At 47.9% G+C, this 16,752-nt stretch carries 13 protein-coding genes; 6 read left to right on the forward strand and 7 right to left on the reverse strand.

What is annotated here, in order from left to right:
* Positions 1-84: 84 nt before the first annotated feature.
* The gene (locus ACO0KW_RS15700; protein ID WP_423054226.1) at positions 85-966 is read left to right on the forward strand and encodes an HlyC/CorC family transporter; all 882 of its coding nucleotides are present in this window, start codon (positions 85-87) and stop codon (positions 964-966) included.
* Positions 967-973: 7 nt separating this feature from the next.
* On the forward strand, positions 974-2,539 hold the full coding sequence (lnt, locus tag ACO0KW_RS15705; protein WP_423054228.1) for an apolipoprotein N-acyltransferase: 1,566 nt from the start codon (positions 974-976) through the stop codon (positions 2,537-2,539).
* Here the strand turns inward: lnt and ACO0KW_RS15710 are convergent.
* On the reverse strand, positions 2,536-2,916 hold the full coding sequence (locus ACO0KW_RS15710) for a hypothetical protein (RefSeq protein WP_423054230.1): 381 nt from the start codon (positions 2,914-2,916) through the stop codon (positions 2,536-2,538). The genes lnt and ACO0KW_RS15710 overlap by 4 nt on opposite strands.
* A gap of 194 nt (positions 2,917-3,110) precedes the next feature.
* Between ACO0KW_RS15710 and ACO0KW_RS15715 the strand changes: the two genes are divergently transcribed.
* Positions 3,111-4,382 carry an MFS transporter gene (locus tag ACO0KW_RS15715; protein ID WP_423054232.1) on the forward strand — a complete coding sequence of 424 codons (1,272 nt, stop codon included), beginning with the start codon at positions 3,111-3,113 and terminating at the stop codon, positions 4,380-4,382.
* Positions 4,383-4,483: 101 nt separating this feature from the next.
* On the opposite strand, the gene ACO0KW_RS15720 is transcribed toward ACO0KW_RS15715, so the two are convergent.
* The 4 genes from ACO0KW_RS15720 to ACO0KW_RS15735 are packed head-to-tail and all read right to left on the reverse strand — an operon-like array spanning position 4,484 to position 10,455.
* Complete coding sequence (locus ACO0KW_RS15720) at positions 4,484-5,764, reverse strand: TolC family protein (RefSeq protein WP_423054233.1); 1,281 nt, start codon at positions 5,762-5,764, stop codon at positions 4,484-4,486.
* The gene (locus tag ACO0KW_RS15725) at positions 5,764-6,096 is read right to left on the reverse strand and encodes a DUF3240 family protein (protein WP_423054234.1); all 333 of its coding nucleotides are present in this window, start codon (positions 6,094-6,096) and stop codon (positions 5,764-5,766) included. Before ACO0KW_RS15725 ends, ACO0KW_RS15720 begins: the two co-directional genes overlap by 1 nt.
* On the reverse strand, positions 6,089-9,199 hold the full coding sequence (locus tag ACO0KW_RS15730; RefSeq protein ID WP_423054235.1) for an efflux RND transporter permease subunit: 3,111 nt from the start codon (positions 9,197-9,199) through the stop codon (positions 6,089-6,091). Before ACO0KW_RS15730 ends, ACO0KW_RS15725 begins: the two co-directional genes overlap by 8 nt.
* Complete coding sequence (locus ACO0KW_RS15735) at positions 9,199-10,455, reverse strand: efflux RND transporter periplasmic adaptor subunit (protein ID WP_423054236.1); 1,257 nt, start codon at positions 10,453-10,455, stop codon at positions 9,199-9,201. The genes ACO0KW_RS15730 and ACO0KW_RS15735 overlap by 1 nt, the downstream gene beginning before the upstream one ends.
* 161 nt (positions 10,456-10,616) lie before the next feature.
* Here ACO0KW_RS15735 and ACO0KW_RS15740 point away from each other — a divergent pair, with 161 nt between their 5' ends.
* The 3 genes from ACO0KW_RS15740 to ACO0KW_RS15750 all read left to right on the forward strand — a co-directional run bounded on the left by ACO0KW_RS15740 (position 10,617) and on the right by ACO0KW_RS15750 (position 14,269).
* Complete coding sequence (locus ACO0KW_RS15740) at positions 10,617-11,276, forward strand: response regulator (protein WP_423054238.1); 660 nt, start codon at positions 10,617-10,619, stop codon at positions 11,274-11,276.
* Between the two features lie 9 nt (positions 11,277-11,285).
* Positions 11,286-12,665, forward strand: coding sequence for an ATP-binding protein (locus ACO0KW_RS15745; RefSeq protein WP_423054239.1), 1,380 nt, complete (start codon positions 11,286-11,288; stop codon positions 12,663-12,665).
* A 149-nt stretch (positions 12,666-12,814) separates the two neighbouring features.
* Complete coding sequence (locus tag ACO0KW_RS15750) at positions 12,815-14,269, forward strand: M20/M25/M40 family metallo-hydrolase (RefSeq protein WP_423054241.1); 1,455 nt, start codon at positions 12,815-12,817, stop codon at positions 14,267-14,269.
* Positions 14,270-14,454: 185 nt separating this feature from the next.
* Here the strand turns inward: ACO0KW_RS15750 and ACO0KW_RS15755 are convergent, their stop codons facing one another.
* Complete coding sequence (locus tag ACO0KW_RS15755; protein ID WP_423054243.1) at positions 14,455-15,888, reverse strand: heavy metal sensor histidine kinase; 1,434 nt, start codon at positions 15,886-15,888, stop codon at positions 14,455-14,457.
* On the reverse strand, positions 15,885-16,583 hold the full coding sequence (locus tag ACO0KW_RS15760) for a heavy metal response regulator transcription factor (protein WP_423054245.1): 699 nt from the start codon (positions 16,581-16,583) through the stop codon (positions 15,885-15,887). Before ACO0KW_RS15760 ends, ACO0KW_RS15755 begins: the two co-directional genes overlap by 4 nt.
* Between the last annotated feature and the right edge of the window lie 169 nt (positions 16,584-16,752).

A 16,752-nucleotide genomic window follows, 5' to 3' on the forward strand; every position in this document is an offset into this window, starting at 1 on the left:
TTCCTGAGAAAAAAGAGTCAAAATTTGGGAAAAGCGCGCAGATGTTGTATCCTGTAGGATTGAAACAACGGCGTTAAGCCCATTATGCAAGAGCATTCTAGTAAGGTCAGACCATCTGACCTTAAACCACACAGGTCATTGTTTGAACGATTGACCGCCTTAATTTCTCCTGAACCCGAAAACCGCGAAGAGCTGTTAGAAGTCTTGCACGACGCGCAAGAACGTAATTTGATCGATGCTGATGCCTTGGCAATGATTGAAGGGGTTTTTCAAGTTTCCGATTTATCTGCCCGTGATGTGATGGTGCCGCGTTCCCAAATGGATGTGGTCGATATTTCCAAGCCGATTGCTGAATGGATGCCAGAAGTGCTGGAAACAGCGCATTCACGATTCCCTGCAGTGGATGGCGATCGCGATAAAGTCGTTGGGATATTACTCGCAAAAGATTTGCTGCGTTATTACGCCGAAGAGAGTTTTGACGTCCATAAAATGCTGCGTCCTGTCGTGTACATCCCAGAATCTAAACGCTTAAATATTCTGCTACGCGATTTCCGTGCGAATCGCAATCACATGGCGATGGTGGTCGATGAATATGGTGCCGTTGCAGGCCTGATCACGATCGAAGACGTGTTAGAGCAAATCGTCGGCGACATTGAAGATGAATATGATTTCGATGAAGAAGAAGATAATGTCATCGCTCTGGAAAATCAGGGCAATGGCAAACGCTGGCGTGTTAAAGGTCTCACTGAGATCTCGCAATTCAATGAAGTCATCGGTACGGAATTCACCGATGCTGACGCGGATACGGTTGGTGGTTTTATCACGAATCATTTGCATCGCGTGCCACACAAAGGTGATGAATTCACGATAGGTCAATTGCATTTTGAGGTTTTGCGGGCCGATGCACGTCAGGTGCAGATTGTCTTAGTTGAAAAACGTAGCGCAAATTATAGCGCGGAAGATTAAGCTGGGCATGCAGGTGTTGCGTTCTGTCTTGCTACAACTCACATTGCCACGAGCTTGCCTCGTGGCTTTGTTGTTTGGGGCGCTGAATGTTTTATCGTTCGCGCCCTTTTACTTATGGCCACTACAACTTGTCAGCGCCAGTCTGATGATGTTGATCTCTGTGTCACATCCCGAATGGAATAAGAAACAGCAGGCATTGCTAGGATTGAGTTTTGGCTTCGGCAACTTTGTGCTGGGCGTGTGCTGGCTGGTAATTGCGATGTCGCGTTATGGTGGTATGCCTTTTGCCCTGAGTGTCATTGCACTGTCGCTATTGGCAGCCTTCATGGCGATTTTTCCAGCAATGTGTTTTGTCATTGCGCATAGTTTGCGATTGAGATGGAAAGCCAGCGATGCGATCACCTTACTCGTGCTATTTCCGGTCAGCTGGACAGGTTTTGAATTTTTACGTGGGCATCTGTTTACAGGCTTCCCTTGGCTTTCACTTGGCTATGCGCATCTTGTCAGTCCTTTGGCTGGCTTTGCGCCAATATTGGGTGTTTATGGCGTGGGCGGCGTTTCGATCTTAGTAGCAGCTTGTTTCGCACTTTTGATCTTGCATCGCTCTGCGCGTTTGCTGGCAAGCGCGGGTCTGTTGCTGACATTGATCGGTGGATTAGGTTTGCAGCAAATACAGTGGACCGAAGCAAATGGTAAACCGATCAGCGTACGTCTGACACAGGGAAATATCGATCAGGGTATTAAATTCACATCGAGTTTTCTCGAGGAAACATTAGCGATGTATGCGGATTTGATCACTTCCCAAGCGGCGGATTTGATTGTGACACCCGAGACTGCTTTACCCTTATTAGTGACAGAATTGCCCTCAACATATTTACCACGACTACAAGATTTTGCGATGCAAACGAATAGCCGTTTAGTCATAGGCGTGGTGAGTGACGATGGTCGCCAGCAATATTCGAATAGTGTTATTGGCTTGGGCGATAAACAGGGTGCGGCCTATCGTTACGATAAACATCATTTGGTTCCATTTGGCGAGTACGTGCCCTTTGGATTCCGCTGGTTTGTGAATTTGATGCAAATTCCACTCGGTGAATATAGTAACCCCGGCGTTCTGCAACCGGCGATGGCGGTCAAAGACCAATGGGTGATGCCGAATATTTGTTATGAAGACTTATTCGGTGAGGAAATCGCGCAGCAATTGCGAGCGCAAGCTGCGACGCAGCAAGGTGCGGCAACGATTTTGTTAAACGTATCGAATCTGGCCTGGTTTGGCGATTTGACGGCAATCCCTCAGCATTTGCAAATCTCGCAAATGCGTAGTCTGGAAACCGGACGTCCTATGCTGCGATCAACTAATACCGGAGCCACTGCAATCATTGATGCGCGTGGTCAGGTGGTGGCGCAATTACAGCCATTATCACGAGGCACTTTAGCCGGAAAAGTACAGGGTATGCGAGGCTTGACGCCGTATATCCGCTTTGGAAACTGGTTATGGGCTGCGCTTGCAGCGCTCGCGATGCTTGGCGCTTACTTGTTCAGTCAACGCCAAGTGAAAAAGACCAGCGTTTAATATTTTTTTGCAGGTGCGCTGGTTGCTTCAATGTCCGCCAGACATTCAAGACCACGTGCGGTGATCACATTTTTACCGCTGGTTGCATCAACTTCAATATGCGCTTTTTTACCCAAGAAAGTCGCTACTGGTCCACTCAAGATCACATCTGGATTTGCTGCAATGGCACGCAATCCATCGATACATTGTTTGATAAATAGAACTTGCTTGCCCGTGTCGGTCAATTCGAAACTACCGTCACGCTTGTGCGAAATTAATTTGATTCCGACTAAACGCTTGGAATTGCGTGAAATGCAGGCGCTTGGACGTGCGCCTCTAGGTAATTTAGTAATTTGTTCAAGTGCATCATATTCGTCGATGCTGAGATTTTGATTCATTGTTATTTTCTTATGAAGAGATGAGTTACAACCGACAGTTTAACACTCTTAACACGGGTCTCAAATTGCTAACCTAGTTCTTTTGGCGTATCTCTAGTCAGATCAGCCTAGTCCTGTGCCTACTTCAGGCGAATTTATCATTTTGTGAAACTCCCCTAAGCTGACAGTACTGATAAAAGTTAAGGGAGTAAATAATGACTACGCAGGTAAATAGTTCTGGTAAAGCGAATTCGGTACTGGGAGCCAGTACTTTAGCTTTCACCATTTGTTTTACGATTTGGATGATGTTTGGCGTGATTGGGATTCCGATTAAGAAGACCTTGGGCTTAAATGAAACCCAGTTTGGTTTGCTGACCGCGATGCCAGTGTTAACCGGTTCGCTGATCCGGGTGCCGCTTGGGATCTGGACCGATCGTTTTGGTGGTCGTATTGTCTTGTTCCTGTTAATGATCAGCACTGTCTTACCGATTTACCTGATCAGCTATGCGACGGCGTATTGGCATTTTCTGGTTCTAGGCTTGTTTGTCGGATTGGCCGGCGGTTCTTTCTCGGTCGGCACGCCGTATGTCGCACGCTGGTTTAAGAAAGAGCGTCAGGGTTTGGCGATGGGTATTTTTGGCGCCGGTAACTCTGGTGCTGCAGTGAATAAGTTTATTGCCCCTGCAATTATTGCTTCGGCTGGTTGGGTGATGGTACCGAAAGTGTATGCGGTCATGATGCTCGCTGCGGCGCTGATTTTTTGGTTATTTTCATCAACTGATCCTAGCCATAACGTGAAGTCAACGGCCAGTTTTAGCGCACAATTGAAGATGTTAAAAGATCCAAAAGTATGGCGTTATTGCCAGTATTATTCCGTGGTGTTTGGTGGCTACGTTGGTCTGAGTTTGTGGATGGTGAAATACTATGTCACCGAATATAACTTCGATATGAAAGATGCAGCTTTGTTGGCAGCTTGTTTCTCTTTGCCAGGTGGTGTGCTGCGCGCTTTCGGTGGCTGGTTGTCGGATAAATATGGCGCGTACAAAGTGACTTGGTGGGTGATGTGGGTCTGCTGGATTGCCTTCTTCTTACTGTCTTATCCACAGACCGAATTCACGATCAAAACAGTGACTGGGCCACAAGTATTTAACATCGCTTTGACACCTGTTATTTTCACCAGCATTTTATTTGTGGTCGGAATTGCGATGGCAGTCGGCAAAGCGTCCGTATTTAAATTTATCTCTGATGAATACACGCATAATATCGGCGCGGTCTCTGGCGTAGTTGGTCTGGCTGGTGGCCTTGGCGGTTTTGTTTTACCGATTATGTTCGGTGCGATGGTTGATTTGACGGGCGTGCGTAGTTCTTGTTTCATGCTCTTATATGGCACTGTCTGTGTATCTTTAATATGGATGCACTTCCAGTTCCGTAAAGAGATCATGCAGTCAGCGCAGAATGCTTTAAATACGGCGGCAGCCGCTGCATAAAATTTTCGGATTTCTAGCGATCGTTTAACAACATAGAGCCCGGCGAGAAATAAATTCTCGCCGGGCTCTATGTTGTTGTTGATTGTGGTCGCGGAACGATGCTAATGCTCCTCTTCCAAAGCCCAGATCAGATGCGCATCTAAATGCAGTCTGGCATAGGCGGCCAAGGCATCAATTTGTGCACTGCTTGCGGCAAGAGTGGCATCTGAGGCATTCTTTCTCGCGGTGAGTGTTTCACTGATACCCACTTCACCTAATTGGTAAGCCTTTTGCATTAGACTTGCTTGTTGCTGACTTTGTTGCGATAAGCGATCTAAGGTTTGCCAACTACTAAAATTACGTTGCGCATCCGTAATCGCTTTCTGCGCCATCAGCTGTACTTTCATTTGTGTTTGCAGCATCTTCTCATTGGCGATTTGGCTCTTGGTAATTGCTACCAATCGTTCACTTTGACGTGCCGCGCCAGGGAAGGGGATGGAAATACTGAGACCCATAATTCGCTCCTGGCCATTGCGTTCGCGACTTGAACGTATGCCTATGGTCGGATCGGGCATTTTATCTTGTTCGATTCGAGCAGCTTGTAAGGCAACATAGGCGGCTTCTGCTTGCGCCAATTCTAGCTCGTGGTTATCGTCCATGATTTTGTGCAGCCAGTGCTCAGTACTGAGTGTATCTGTCTCGCTGATGTTTTTTGGTACGGGAAGTTCATTGAAGGATGGCAAAGGCAAGCCGGGATAGGTCATTTGCAATTGCTGCAAGGCCAATTCTTCGCGCTGCTCGGCTTGCTGTAATAGCGCGCGCACTCTTTGTAATTCGGTTTCTGCAGAGATCTGTTCCAACCGTGCTACGTCCCCAGCCTTTACGCGTTTGCTGGCAATCGCTGCGAGTTGTCCGGCGATCTCTACTTGGTGGCGGAGTGTGACTAAGCTACGGCTTTCACGCATTGCATCAAACCAATCCTTCATCAGGCTGCGGCTTGCTTCATGCCATTGATCGGCATAACTGGCTTTCGCAACATCCATGCCTTTGTCGCCGATAGCGCGATCTTTATCTGCTTTGCCGAACCAGCGCAGCGGTCTTTCTAGGGCAAATTCTTGCTCTTGATAACTGGCTCCGAGTTGTTCACTGCGGCGGTTCAGTCCGAGCTTGGCGGTCCATTCGTAATGACCGGCATTTAGTTTCGCTTTTTGATTGTCGGCCAACCTAATGCCCAAATTGCTGGCGCGTAGCTGTGGCATCATTGAAAAGCTCTTTTTGACCGCGATTTCGGGTGGCAAGACTGACAAGGGATCATCGTTAGCCTGTGCGCTTGTTTGATAGAGACTAAGACCCATGCCCATTACTACGCAGTGATAAAGGATGGTTGTTTTGATTCTGCGCATTAAAATCTCCCGAAATCATTGACTGGCGTCAGCCAATAGGCGACGTCGCTATTCTTAATTTTTGTACTCAGCGCGTTGATTAATTCTTGCAATCGATTTTTTTCGCCAACGACCAAGACCAGCTTGCGCTTACTGCGACCCTGTACTTTTTCAATCGCCGAAACCAATGCGGCGCCTTGTCCCATGCCTTGCGCATCCATAATGGAAAAGCCGCTCGCCCACTGTGGGTTAAGTAATAGAAAATCTGAAATTTCCTCGACCAGACTAAGAGGAATTGCCAGCGTGAGCATGGTATCCATGGTGCTATTTGTAGATATATGTAAATTAGACATGAGGGGCCCCGTCAGTCGCTGGTAATTGGGCATTGATTACATCAGGTTTGGCGATACCGAAACGCTGAAACAAAATTGGTAATAAGATTAAAGTCAGGCTAGTCGCCGACACTAAGCCGCCAATCACGACAATTGCTAAAGGGCGTTGAATTTCAGAGCCTGGGCCAGTGGCTAATAACAGAGGAATCAATCCAAAAGCGGTAATGCTGGCGGTCATCATGACAGGGCGGAATCGGCGCAAAGCACCTTCGGAAACGACTTCCAGTATTGGCACACCGCGCGCGACTAATTGATTGAAATACGTAATCATCACCAAGCCATTAAGCACCGCAATACCCATTAAGGCGATGAAGCCGACTGAAGCTGGAACGGATAAATATTCTCCTGTGATGGCTAGGGCGATGACGCCGCCGAGCATCGCAAAAGGGATGTTCACGAACACCAATATTGATTGGCGCACAGTGCCCAAGGTGGCAAACAGCAGGAAGAAAATCAAGGCCAGTGCAAGCGGCACCACTAAGCTTAGGCGGGCGGCGGCACGTTGTTGATTTTCAAACTGACCGCCCCATGATAAGCGATAGCCTTCCGGTAATTTCACCTGTGCCGCCACTTTAGCTTTGGCTTCATCGACAAAACCCACCAGATCGCGGCCACGCACGTTCGCGCGTACCACCACGACACGGGAAGAATTCTCGCGTTCGATTTTGACTGGACCGTCGACCATCTTCAGCTCGGCGATTTGGCTCAAAGCAACCGAGTTGCCATCACTGATCGGTAAGCGCAGCTGCTGAAATAAATCAGCCGACAGGTGTAAATAAGAACTTCCACGCAGGAGGATAGGAATTCTGCGGGCATCTTCAATCACGATGCCAGTTTGACGACCTTCCACCATGCTGCGTAAGTCATTTTGAATCTGATCGACACTCAAGCCCAGACGGCCAGCGGCTTCCTGATTGATATCAACTTGCAGATATTGCACACCGCTGTTCTTGATGGTTAGTACGTCTTCGCTGCCGTGAATGCTCTCTACGGTTTTGACGATCTTATCCGCCAATTGTCCTAATACTTGATGATTGCTACCATATACTTTGATCGCCAAGTCGCCGCGCACCCCCGATAGCATTTCTGAAGTACGCATTTCAATCGGTTGGGTAAAGCTGAAATTGACACCCTTGAATTCCGCCGTCACCGCACGTAATTGATCGATTAGCGCTTCTTTGTTTTTGCTCTTCCACTCTGCGTGTGGCTTGAGTACGAGGAAGGTGTCGGTTTCGTTTAAGCCCATAGGATCGAGTCCGAGTTCATCTGATCCGACTCGGGCGATTACACTGCGGACATCCGGTACTGCTTCCAGTATGCGTTTCTGTACTTCCATATCGAGGCGAGCGGATTCTTCCAAATTCACCGAAGGCAATTTCTCGATTTGCATAATGATGTCGCCTTCATCTAGGCTAGGCATAAATGACTTTCCAATGAATGGAAATAACGCAGCGGTAATGACCAAAGCGATAGCCGCACCGAGCATAATTTTCTTGGCGTTGCCCAGGGAAAGTATGAGGATTTTTTTGTACCCAGCTTCCAAGCGGCGAACCAGCCATGGTGCTTCAGCGTGGTGTTGCGCCATTAGGAACGACGCTAAGACAGGGATCACCGTGAGGGACAAAAACAATGATGCAGCAATCGCAAAGGTAATTGTCATCGCGACTGGTGCAAATAGTTTCCCTTCTAAGCCTTGTAAAGATAAGAGCGGCAAGAACACAATCATAATGACCACCATGCCAGCGGTAACTGGCACTGCGACTTCGCGCACAGCACGATAGATAATGTGTAATTGCGAAAAATTGGGGCGCTCTTTATCGGCGCTATGCGCTTCGATATTTTCAACCACCACGACCGCAGCATCCACCAACATCCCAATGGCAATCGCCAGACCACCGAGTGACATCAAGTTCGCTGTTAATCCGAACTGATCCATCAACAGGAAAGTACCTAAGGCCGCGAGTGGCAAGATACAGGCGACCACCAGTGCCGAGCGCAAATTACCGAGGAATAGATAGAGCAAAATGACGACCAATATAGTCGCTTCTGCCAATGCTTTGGTCACTGTATTGACCGCACGTTCGACCAGATTGCCGCGATCATAAAAGGCTTTAAGGGTTGTTCCTTGAGGCAGAGATTTTTCTATCAGTTGCAAGCGTTGATTGACTTGTTCTACAACCTTTTGTGCATTGGCACCACGCATCGCTAGGATTAAGCCCTCGACCGCCTCACCTTTGCCATCTTTCGTCACCGTACCATAGCGGGTTAATTGACCGATCTGCACCTTTGCCACATCACCTATTCGTACCGCCAAACCATCACGTTGATGAATCGTAATCGCACGTACATCTTCTATGCTGCGTATGCTGCCATCGCTGCGAACTAACAGCGATTCTTCGCCACTATTTAAGCGACCCGCACCATCATTGCGGTTATTCACCTCGAGCGCTGTTTGTAATTGCTGTAAAGAGACTTTGCGTGCTGCTAGTGCGACTGGATCGGGAATCACTTCAAAACTTTTAACCAGCCCACCCAAGGTATTCACATCGGCGACTCCCGTGATGTTACGCAGCTGCGGACGTATAGTCCAATCGAGCAGGGTGCGTTTCTCCATCAAGGAAAGCGGGCCTTCTATCGTGAACATAAAGATTTCACCCAACGGCGTGGTGACTGGAGCTAGCCCACCCGTGACTGATGAAGGCAAATCTTTGAGTACGCCGTTCAATCGTTCATTCACCTGCTGACGTGCCCAATATACATCGGTGCCATCGGCAAAGTCCAAGGTGATGTCGGCTAGCGCATACTTAGACTGTGAGCGTAAGATGACCTGATGTGGAATGCCGAGCAATTCTTGTTCTATGGGGGCGACGATGCGGGTCTCGACTTCTTCCGGCGTCATGCCCGGTGCCTTCATAATTAGCTTTACCTGCGTACTAGATACATCAGGAAATGCGTCAATCGGCAAATGTTGAAAAGCCTGAAATCCGGCGCCGATGAACACCACGGTGACTACTAGCACTAATAAGCGCTGTGCTAGTGAAAAAGCAATCAGACGCGCTAACATTATTTCTTCCCATTCGTGTTAGTGGCGCTTGCGGAGGCAGCGACAACCGCCTTCGCAGGTGCTTCGGTATCAGCGCCCAAGCCTAACCATGCGCCTTTTAAAACGGTAATACCTTGCGTGGCGATCTGAGGATTCGTACCGAATTTTCCGGTCAGCCAAATCTTATTTGGTGGCCCGGCCACCACTTGTACGTCGATAACTTCGAAGCCTAGTGCATTCTTCACAAAGACATAATGTCGATCGCCACTACGCACCAAGGCGGATGCCGGTACACCATAACTGTTTTTAATGACCTGATGGCCAACGTGGCTAGCTTCGATAAATTGATTCAGGCGCAGACAAGAACTTTGTTTGCTGTCACGAACTTCCTGGGCACGTATCAATACGCTTTGATTGCTGGTATCCATTTGCGGAGAAATTGCCATTACTTTCGCGGTTCCACAGTCTTTGATCTGCAACAGATCGCCTGTGCGAATCTGATTTGATTGGCTACGCGATGCTTGAAATTCTATCCAGAATGGTGCATCACCCGCGATTTTGGCAATCGGCATACCCGCTTCAATTCTTTGACCTAATTGCACTTGTAGATCGAGTACTATGCCTTTACTTTTGGCAGAAATTGTAGTGGTTGCGGATAGGGCTTTGGTCTTTAAACTCTGTTTGATTGCGGCATCACTGAGACCAGCAGCACGCAGGCTTTGATAGCGTTCACTGGCGGCGACTTCGGCTTGCAAGGCGAGCGCACGGCTTTCTTGTAATCGACTTTGCGCGATGATACCTTCTTTGAACAAGGCTTCATCCCGCTGGATTTTTTCCTGACTTAAATGTGCTTGGATAGCCAGTTGCAAATATTCTCTTTGCATCTCTAACAATGCGGGACTGTGAATTGTCACTATCGGGTTCCCCGCCTGTACTTGTTGTAGTGGATTGACATGCACGTTCTGTACGATGCCTGCCACGGTGGCACTGAGTAAATAGCTTGCCGAACTGGCAGCCACGACGGTGCCAGAAAGCCGCATTCCTTTATCCGTCTGCGGGCTTTTGACGTTGGCAATGCTGGTGCTCACAACGGCATCACCCGCTAGCAAAGCAGCTTCGATCTTCACGCCAGCGCGGTTCATTTGTTGAGGATTGATGTTAATCTGAGTGGGATTATTCTGGAAGGCTTGACTAGCTCCCGAAAAAACGAGGTTGCTAATAGTCAGGGCAAGCAAGAGTCGCTTGAGTGGCGTCGAAGGGCGAAGTATGGTTTGCATAATGGCCTAAAAAATAGGAAAAGATGTCGCAATCAGCGAGGAACAATTTATTCTAACTTCAGGTTCTTAAGAAGTCCTTAACAAGTCTTAGGGATAATCGCATTACACCATCGCGACACACTATAGTTAACCACAAACAATTTTCTGCAGAAGGGAATAATGTGCGAATTTTATTGATCGAAGATGATCCACAATTAGGGCGAGCAACGCAATTGGGCTTAGATCAGGCTGGTTATGCGGTTGACTGGGTACAATCAGCGGAAGCTGCCGAAACGTCTATTAAAATGCATCACTATCAATGCCTGTTATTAGATTTGGGTTTGCCAGGACAAGATGGCATGAGTTTGTTGAAAAAATGTCGCGCCGCTGGTTTTGAAGAACCTATTTTGATACTGACTGCGCGTGATCAGGTGCCCGATCGTGTAATGGGTTTGGATAGTGGTGCTGATGACTTCATCGTCAAGCCTTATGATCTGGATGAACTGGCGGCGCGGATACGTTCAGTGCGGCGACGTTTGGCAGGTCGTAGTCGAGAAATTCTGTCGCATAAAGGAATCGAACTTGATACCGCAGCACGGCAAGTGCGATTGCACGGAGACTTAGTTAGTCTGACTACACGCGAATTTAATATTTTGCAGATTTTGTTTGAACACTTGGGACAAATTATGACGCGTGACCAACTTGAGCAAGCTTTGTATAGCTGGGGCGATGAGATTGAAAGTAATACGATACAAGTTCACATTCACCATCTACGCAAAAAATTAGGCAAAGAATTAATCCGGACCATGCACGCGGTTGGCTATGTGATTGATAAAGAATAAGTCGGACGTATGAAAAAAATCAATGTTAAAGATCATCAGGGTTGGTCCTTACGTCGTTCTATCCTCGCGATAGTTTTGGCAATCACCTTATCAATCTGGGGATTTAGCGGCGTCGTCGTGTATATCGAAGCGGATCAGGAAAGTCAGGAGTTATTTGATCAGTCGCTGGCCGAAACCGCCCACTTATTATTGACCCTCGCAGATCACGAAGCTGAAGAGCGTTTGACCTCGGCCGCCAATACCTTAACCGAAGCGAATGTCGAAAAACATAGCCAATACCTATTGCTCCAAATCTGGGACAGGCAGCAGCGTCTCCTGTATCGAAATAATGCGGCACCGGATCAGCCGCTTGCGCAACAAAGCACGAGTGGATTTGGCTGGACCCAGATCGACGGGAAAAGTTGGCGTACCTATTCGATCTGGAATGCACCGCAGCGCCTGCAAATCCAGATCGCCGAACCCATTAGTCATCGTAAGGACATCAGTGGCCGCTTTGCTTACAAATTACTGTTCTTTGCCTTAGTTGTATTACCACTGATGACGGGTGCCTTATGGTGGTCAATTAATCGTTTGTTCCGCACTTTGCAGCATTCTGCTGATCAGGTCAGTTTGCGTACACCTAGTGATTTAGAAAAAGTCGATCTGGCGGGGGCGCCGCTGGAATTACACTCCCTACTGAGCGCGCTGAATCAATTGTTTGAGCGTGTCAGTCATGCGATGGAACAGGAACAACGCTTTACTGCGAACGCCTCACATGAATTGCGCACACCGTTGGCCGCTATCAAAGCCAATTTACAAGTGATACAAAGAGCCAGAAATGAAGCCGAACGTCAAGAAGCGGCGGATGGTTTGCTGATCAGCGTGGATAGAGCAACCCGGCTGGTTGAGCAATTGATGACCCTATCGCGCTTAGATCCGCAAGCAAAGCGCGATCCTGATCTCAGTCATACGGATTTGCAAGAATTTATCTTGACCCAACAACAGGAATGGCAAAGAGCGGCTGAAAAACTGCATTTGCAACTAGGCTTCGATTTGCAACCTGCGACGTGCCTGATTAATCGTGGCAGTTTGCAAATCCTCTTGCGTAATTTATTCGATAATGCATTGCGCTATACACCGTCTGGTGGATCGATCACCATTGCTTGCGGTATGCATGAGCATCAAGCATTTCTGAGTGTGAATGATACTGGTCCCGGAATTCCGGTGGATATGCGGGAAAAAGTATTTGAGCGATTCTTCCGCTTGCCCGGAGCGACTGCATCGGGTAGTGGTCTTGGTCTGTCGATTGTGAATAGCATCGCCGCAAGCCATCGTGCTCAAGTCTTATTGGAAGACGGCGATCACGGGCAGGGTCTGAAGGTAAGCGTGTTGTTCCAAGTTACTGAATAGTCTTTTGAGAAGTATTCTCCGCAAGCTATTGGCGTTCACTGATTTTTAAATTGTGGGAACTCTGCTGGGCTGCGCTAGTCTATCAAAGTTGCTTTGCCATTCTTTCTTCGTTGTTTCTCCTTATTTGTTTCACTTCACAGGATCTTGATATGTTATCAATCGCATGGAAGCCCCCGTATTCGCTTGCCGCTGTTGTGCTCGCAGCCAGCCCCGTATTTGCTTTTGCACAAGCCGGTAGCGCTCAACATTTGACACCAGAACAAAAACAACTGCGTTCGATTTATCAAGAACTGGTCGAAATTAACACCACCAATTCTGTTGGTAGTTGTACCAATGCGGCGAAAGCGATGGCGGCGCGTCTGAAAAAAGCCGGCTATAGCGATGCGGATATGCAAATCGTTGTGCCGCCGGGCGATGCCAGAAAAGGTAATTTGGTCGCCCGCCTGAAAGCCACGGACCAAGCCGCTGATAAAGATGCTGGTAAAAAGCCTTTGCTTTTATTGGCACATATCGATGTGGTAGAAGCTAAACGTGAAGACTGGATTCGTGATCCGTTTAAGCTAGTCGAAGAAAATGGTTTTTTCTATGCGCGCGGTGCTTCTGACGATAAAGCGATGGCGGCAGTGTTTGTAGCAAATATGATTCGCTACAAGCAAGAAAAATTAAAGTCCAAACGTGACTTGATTTTGGCTTTGACCTGCGATGAAGAATTGGTGCCAGCGAAATTCAATGGGGTCGAATATCTGTTGAAAAATCACCGCAATCTGATTGAGGCCGAGCTTGCTTTAAACGAGGGGGGCGGTGGTAGCCTAGATAAAAATGGCAAGCCTGTGCGCCATGGCATTCAGGCTGGTGAGAAAATTTTCCAGAGCTATAGTTTAGAAGTGACGAATACGGGCGGCCATAGTTCAGTGCCACGCAAAGACAATGCGATTTATCACTTGGCAGATGGCTTGTCGCGGCTCGGTAAATTTGATTTTCCTTTCCGCTTGACGCCGACCACACGTGGTTTTTTTGAAACCATGTCCACATTGGAAAGTGGGCAGTTGGCGGCCGATATGAAAGCCATCTTGCGTGAACCAGTCGACACCGAAGCAGTAGCGCGTTTAAGTGCCAACACGCCGTTCTATAACGCCAGCTTGCGTACAACATGCGTCGCGACGATGGTGAATGCTGGACATGCTGCGAATGCCTTGCCACAACGAGCTCAAGCGAATGTGAATTGTCGTATTCTTCCAGGTGAGACGGTAGAACAAACACAGGCCATGATTAATACGGTGTTAGCTGATAGCGCCATCAAAGTGACACCAGTTGGCGTCGCGACGGCGTCGCCAGCACAGCCTTTGCATCCTGAATTGATGAAGGCGGTGACGGATTTAACTAATCAGATGTGGCCAGGAATTCCGGTTGTACCGACGATGTCACCCGGCGGTACAGATGGACGCTTCCTCAACAATGCAGGGATTTGGACTTATGGTGTGAGCGGTATGTTTCATTATCCAGAAGGTTCGAATGCGCATGGCTTGAACGAGAGTTTGCCGGTGAAGTCTTTGTATGAGGGACAGCAATTTTTATATGAACTCGCCAAGCGTTTGGCGCAATAAGGCTTTGCGCAAGAATTCTTAGGAATTAGTACGTAGCTCCCTTCTCCCGCATGCGGGAGAAGGCATGGTGATGAGGGACTTTCAGATAGATAGACAAGTCGAGTGGGCGCAAGAACTTCAGCTTAACAAGCGCAGATAATCAGCGATTTTCTTGTCTTCTGTTGCCTGCACAGTAGTGAAATTAATCATCGATCTGGCAGTAAAATACTAAAACAAGTCAACTCATTTTCTGAGTTCACCGTAATCTGACCGCGATGTCCATCCACAATGGCTTTAACAATCGCTAAGCCCAATCCAAAACCTTCACCATCGCTATGTTGACGTGCATGGTCGGCACGATAGAAGCGTTCAAATAAACGCGGTAAATGCTGTGACGGGATACTCGGCCCGGGATTGCAAATCTTGATTTCGCAGTGTTGTTGAAGTTGCGTAAGCTGTACTTGTATGCGCGCGCCATGCGCCGTATAACGTAGCGCATTCGATAAAATATTACTCAATGCACGACGCAGCATGAGCCGATCTGCAGGAATGATATAGGTCGTATCGCTAGATTGGATTAGTTCTAAACGTATCTGCTTTTCCTCTGCCAGCGCCTCATAAAATTCAAACAAATCCTTGACCTCTCGCGTTAAATCGACAGGCTCTACTTTGACAAGACTCAGGCCATTTTCCGCTTTTGCTAACAAAAGCATGTCGGCAATCATGCTGGCTAAGCGACTATATTCTTCTGCATTTGATTCCAGAATTTCACGGTAGCTGTTTGCATTACGTGCCTGCGATAAAGACACCTGAGTTTGCGTCATGAGATTGCTGATAGGTGTGCGTAGTTCATGCGCTAGATCAGAAGAAAAATCGGAGAGTCGTTGAAAGGCTTCTTCCAGTCTCGCCAGCATCTGATTCAAACTCGTCGCTAATTCAGCCAACTCCGGTGGTACGGCATCGAGTGATAAGCGGTGATCCAATTTGCTTGCAGTGATACTGGCAGCACGCTCGCGCATCAGATTGAGAGGTCGCAACCCACGCCTCGCTGCTAACCATGCTAGGACACTCGTCAACAGGGCTGCAACGAAGACAAACAACCATAGCGTTTTGCGAAAACTTGCCATGAACGCCTGGTGATGCGCAATGTCGGTTGCAATTGCAACGGTGATGGGACCATAGCTTGGATTTTTGGTGGCGAATACGGCAATTAAACCGCGATAGTGTTCGCCCTTTGCTTCCCACGAGAATAGGGCCGGAGAGCTTTTTTGCGTACCCGTTAGGGATGTTTTTCGTGCGATTTGCTGTGGGTATTGGATTTGTTCTGCCGGAAACTCAATCGCTTCCGAAGCGAGCAATACTTGTTGGCGATTATCCAAAATGGTGATGGCTAAATCGTGATGGCCGACTAAGGCATCTCCGAGCTGATCGGCAAGTTTGGCGACATCTTGCTCTGTATTGACGCGTTCAATAATGTGCTGTGCCAATTCCAGTTTGCCACTTAATGCATGATGATCTTGCTCTTCAAAATGGGTTTCTATTGACGCGCCAATTAACCAACCCAAGCTGAGTAATACCAGACAGGATAAACAGGTAAAAAAGATGGTTAATCGTGCGGTTAATGAGAGCTGTTGGATCATACCGATTTCACTTCTTTCGGGTCTTTGACTTCTAACATATAGCCCATACCGCGTAAGGTGTGAATTAATTTTGGTTCAAAATGATCATCAATCTTGCTGCGCAATCTGCGCATCGCTACCTCAATCACATTGGTGTCGCTATCAAAATTCATATCCCAGACTTGTGACGCTATGAGGGCACGGCTCAAGACCTCGCCCTGACGTCGCATGAATAATTCGAGTAAGGAAAATTCTTTCGCAGTCAATTCTATGCGCTGACCATGGCGTGTGACACGATGTTTCAGAAGGTCTAATTCCAGATCAGCGATTTTCAGCACACTTGCTTCTATCTGATGTCTACCACGTCGTAGCAAAGTTCTGACCCGGGCGACCAATTCCGAAAACGCGAACGGTTTGACCAGATAGTCATCAGCGCCAAGTTCCAAACCTTTGACCCTATCTTCTACCTGATCTTTCGCGGTTAAAAACAGTACTGGCATTTGCAAGCCTTGCTGCCGCAAAGCATCGAGTACTTGCCAGCCACTTAGTTCGGGCAACATGACGTCTAAGATGATCAAATCGTAGTCGCCCGATTTTCCCCAATGCAGGCCGTCTAAGCCATTGCGTGCTAAATCGACCATAAAGCCAAATTCGGTCAAACCTTGTTTCAGGTAATCACCGGTTTTTTGTTCATCTTCGACTATCAAAATTTTCATTGCAAATTGGTTAGCGTGGCGTGGTGGAAGAGGAGTTCGTCTGATTGCATCAATTTTACCCGCGAAAGCCGGTGAAACAGCATCTGTCGCCTGCAATCAGGACCTAGATTACAGATTTGTAATCTGGCAGTCAGCAAACTGACGCCCTGTCACAGCGATAATTCTGTCC

This window comes from Undibacterium sp. Ji22W, from assembly GCF_049340305.1.
GTDB lineage: Bacteria > Pseudomonadota > Gammaproteobacteria > Burkholderiales > Burkholderiaceae_D > Undibacterium.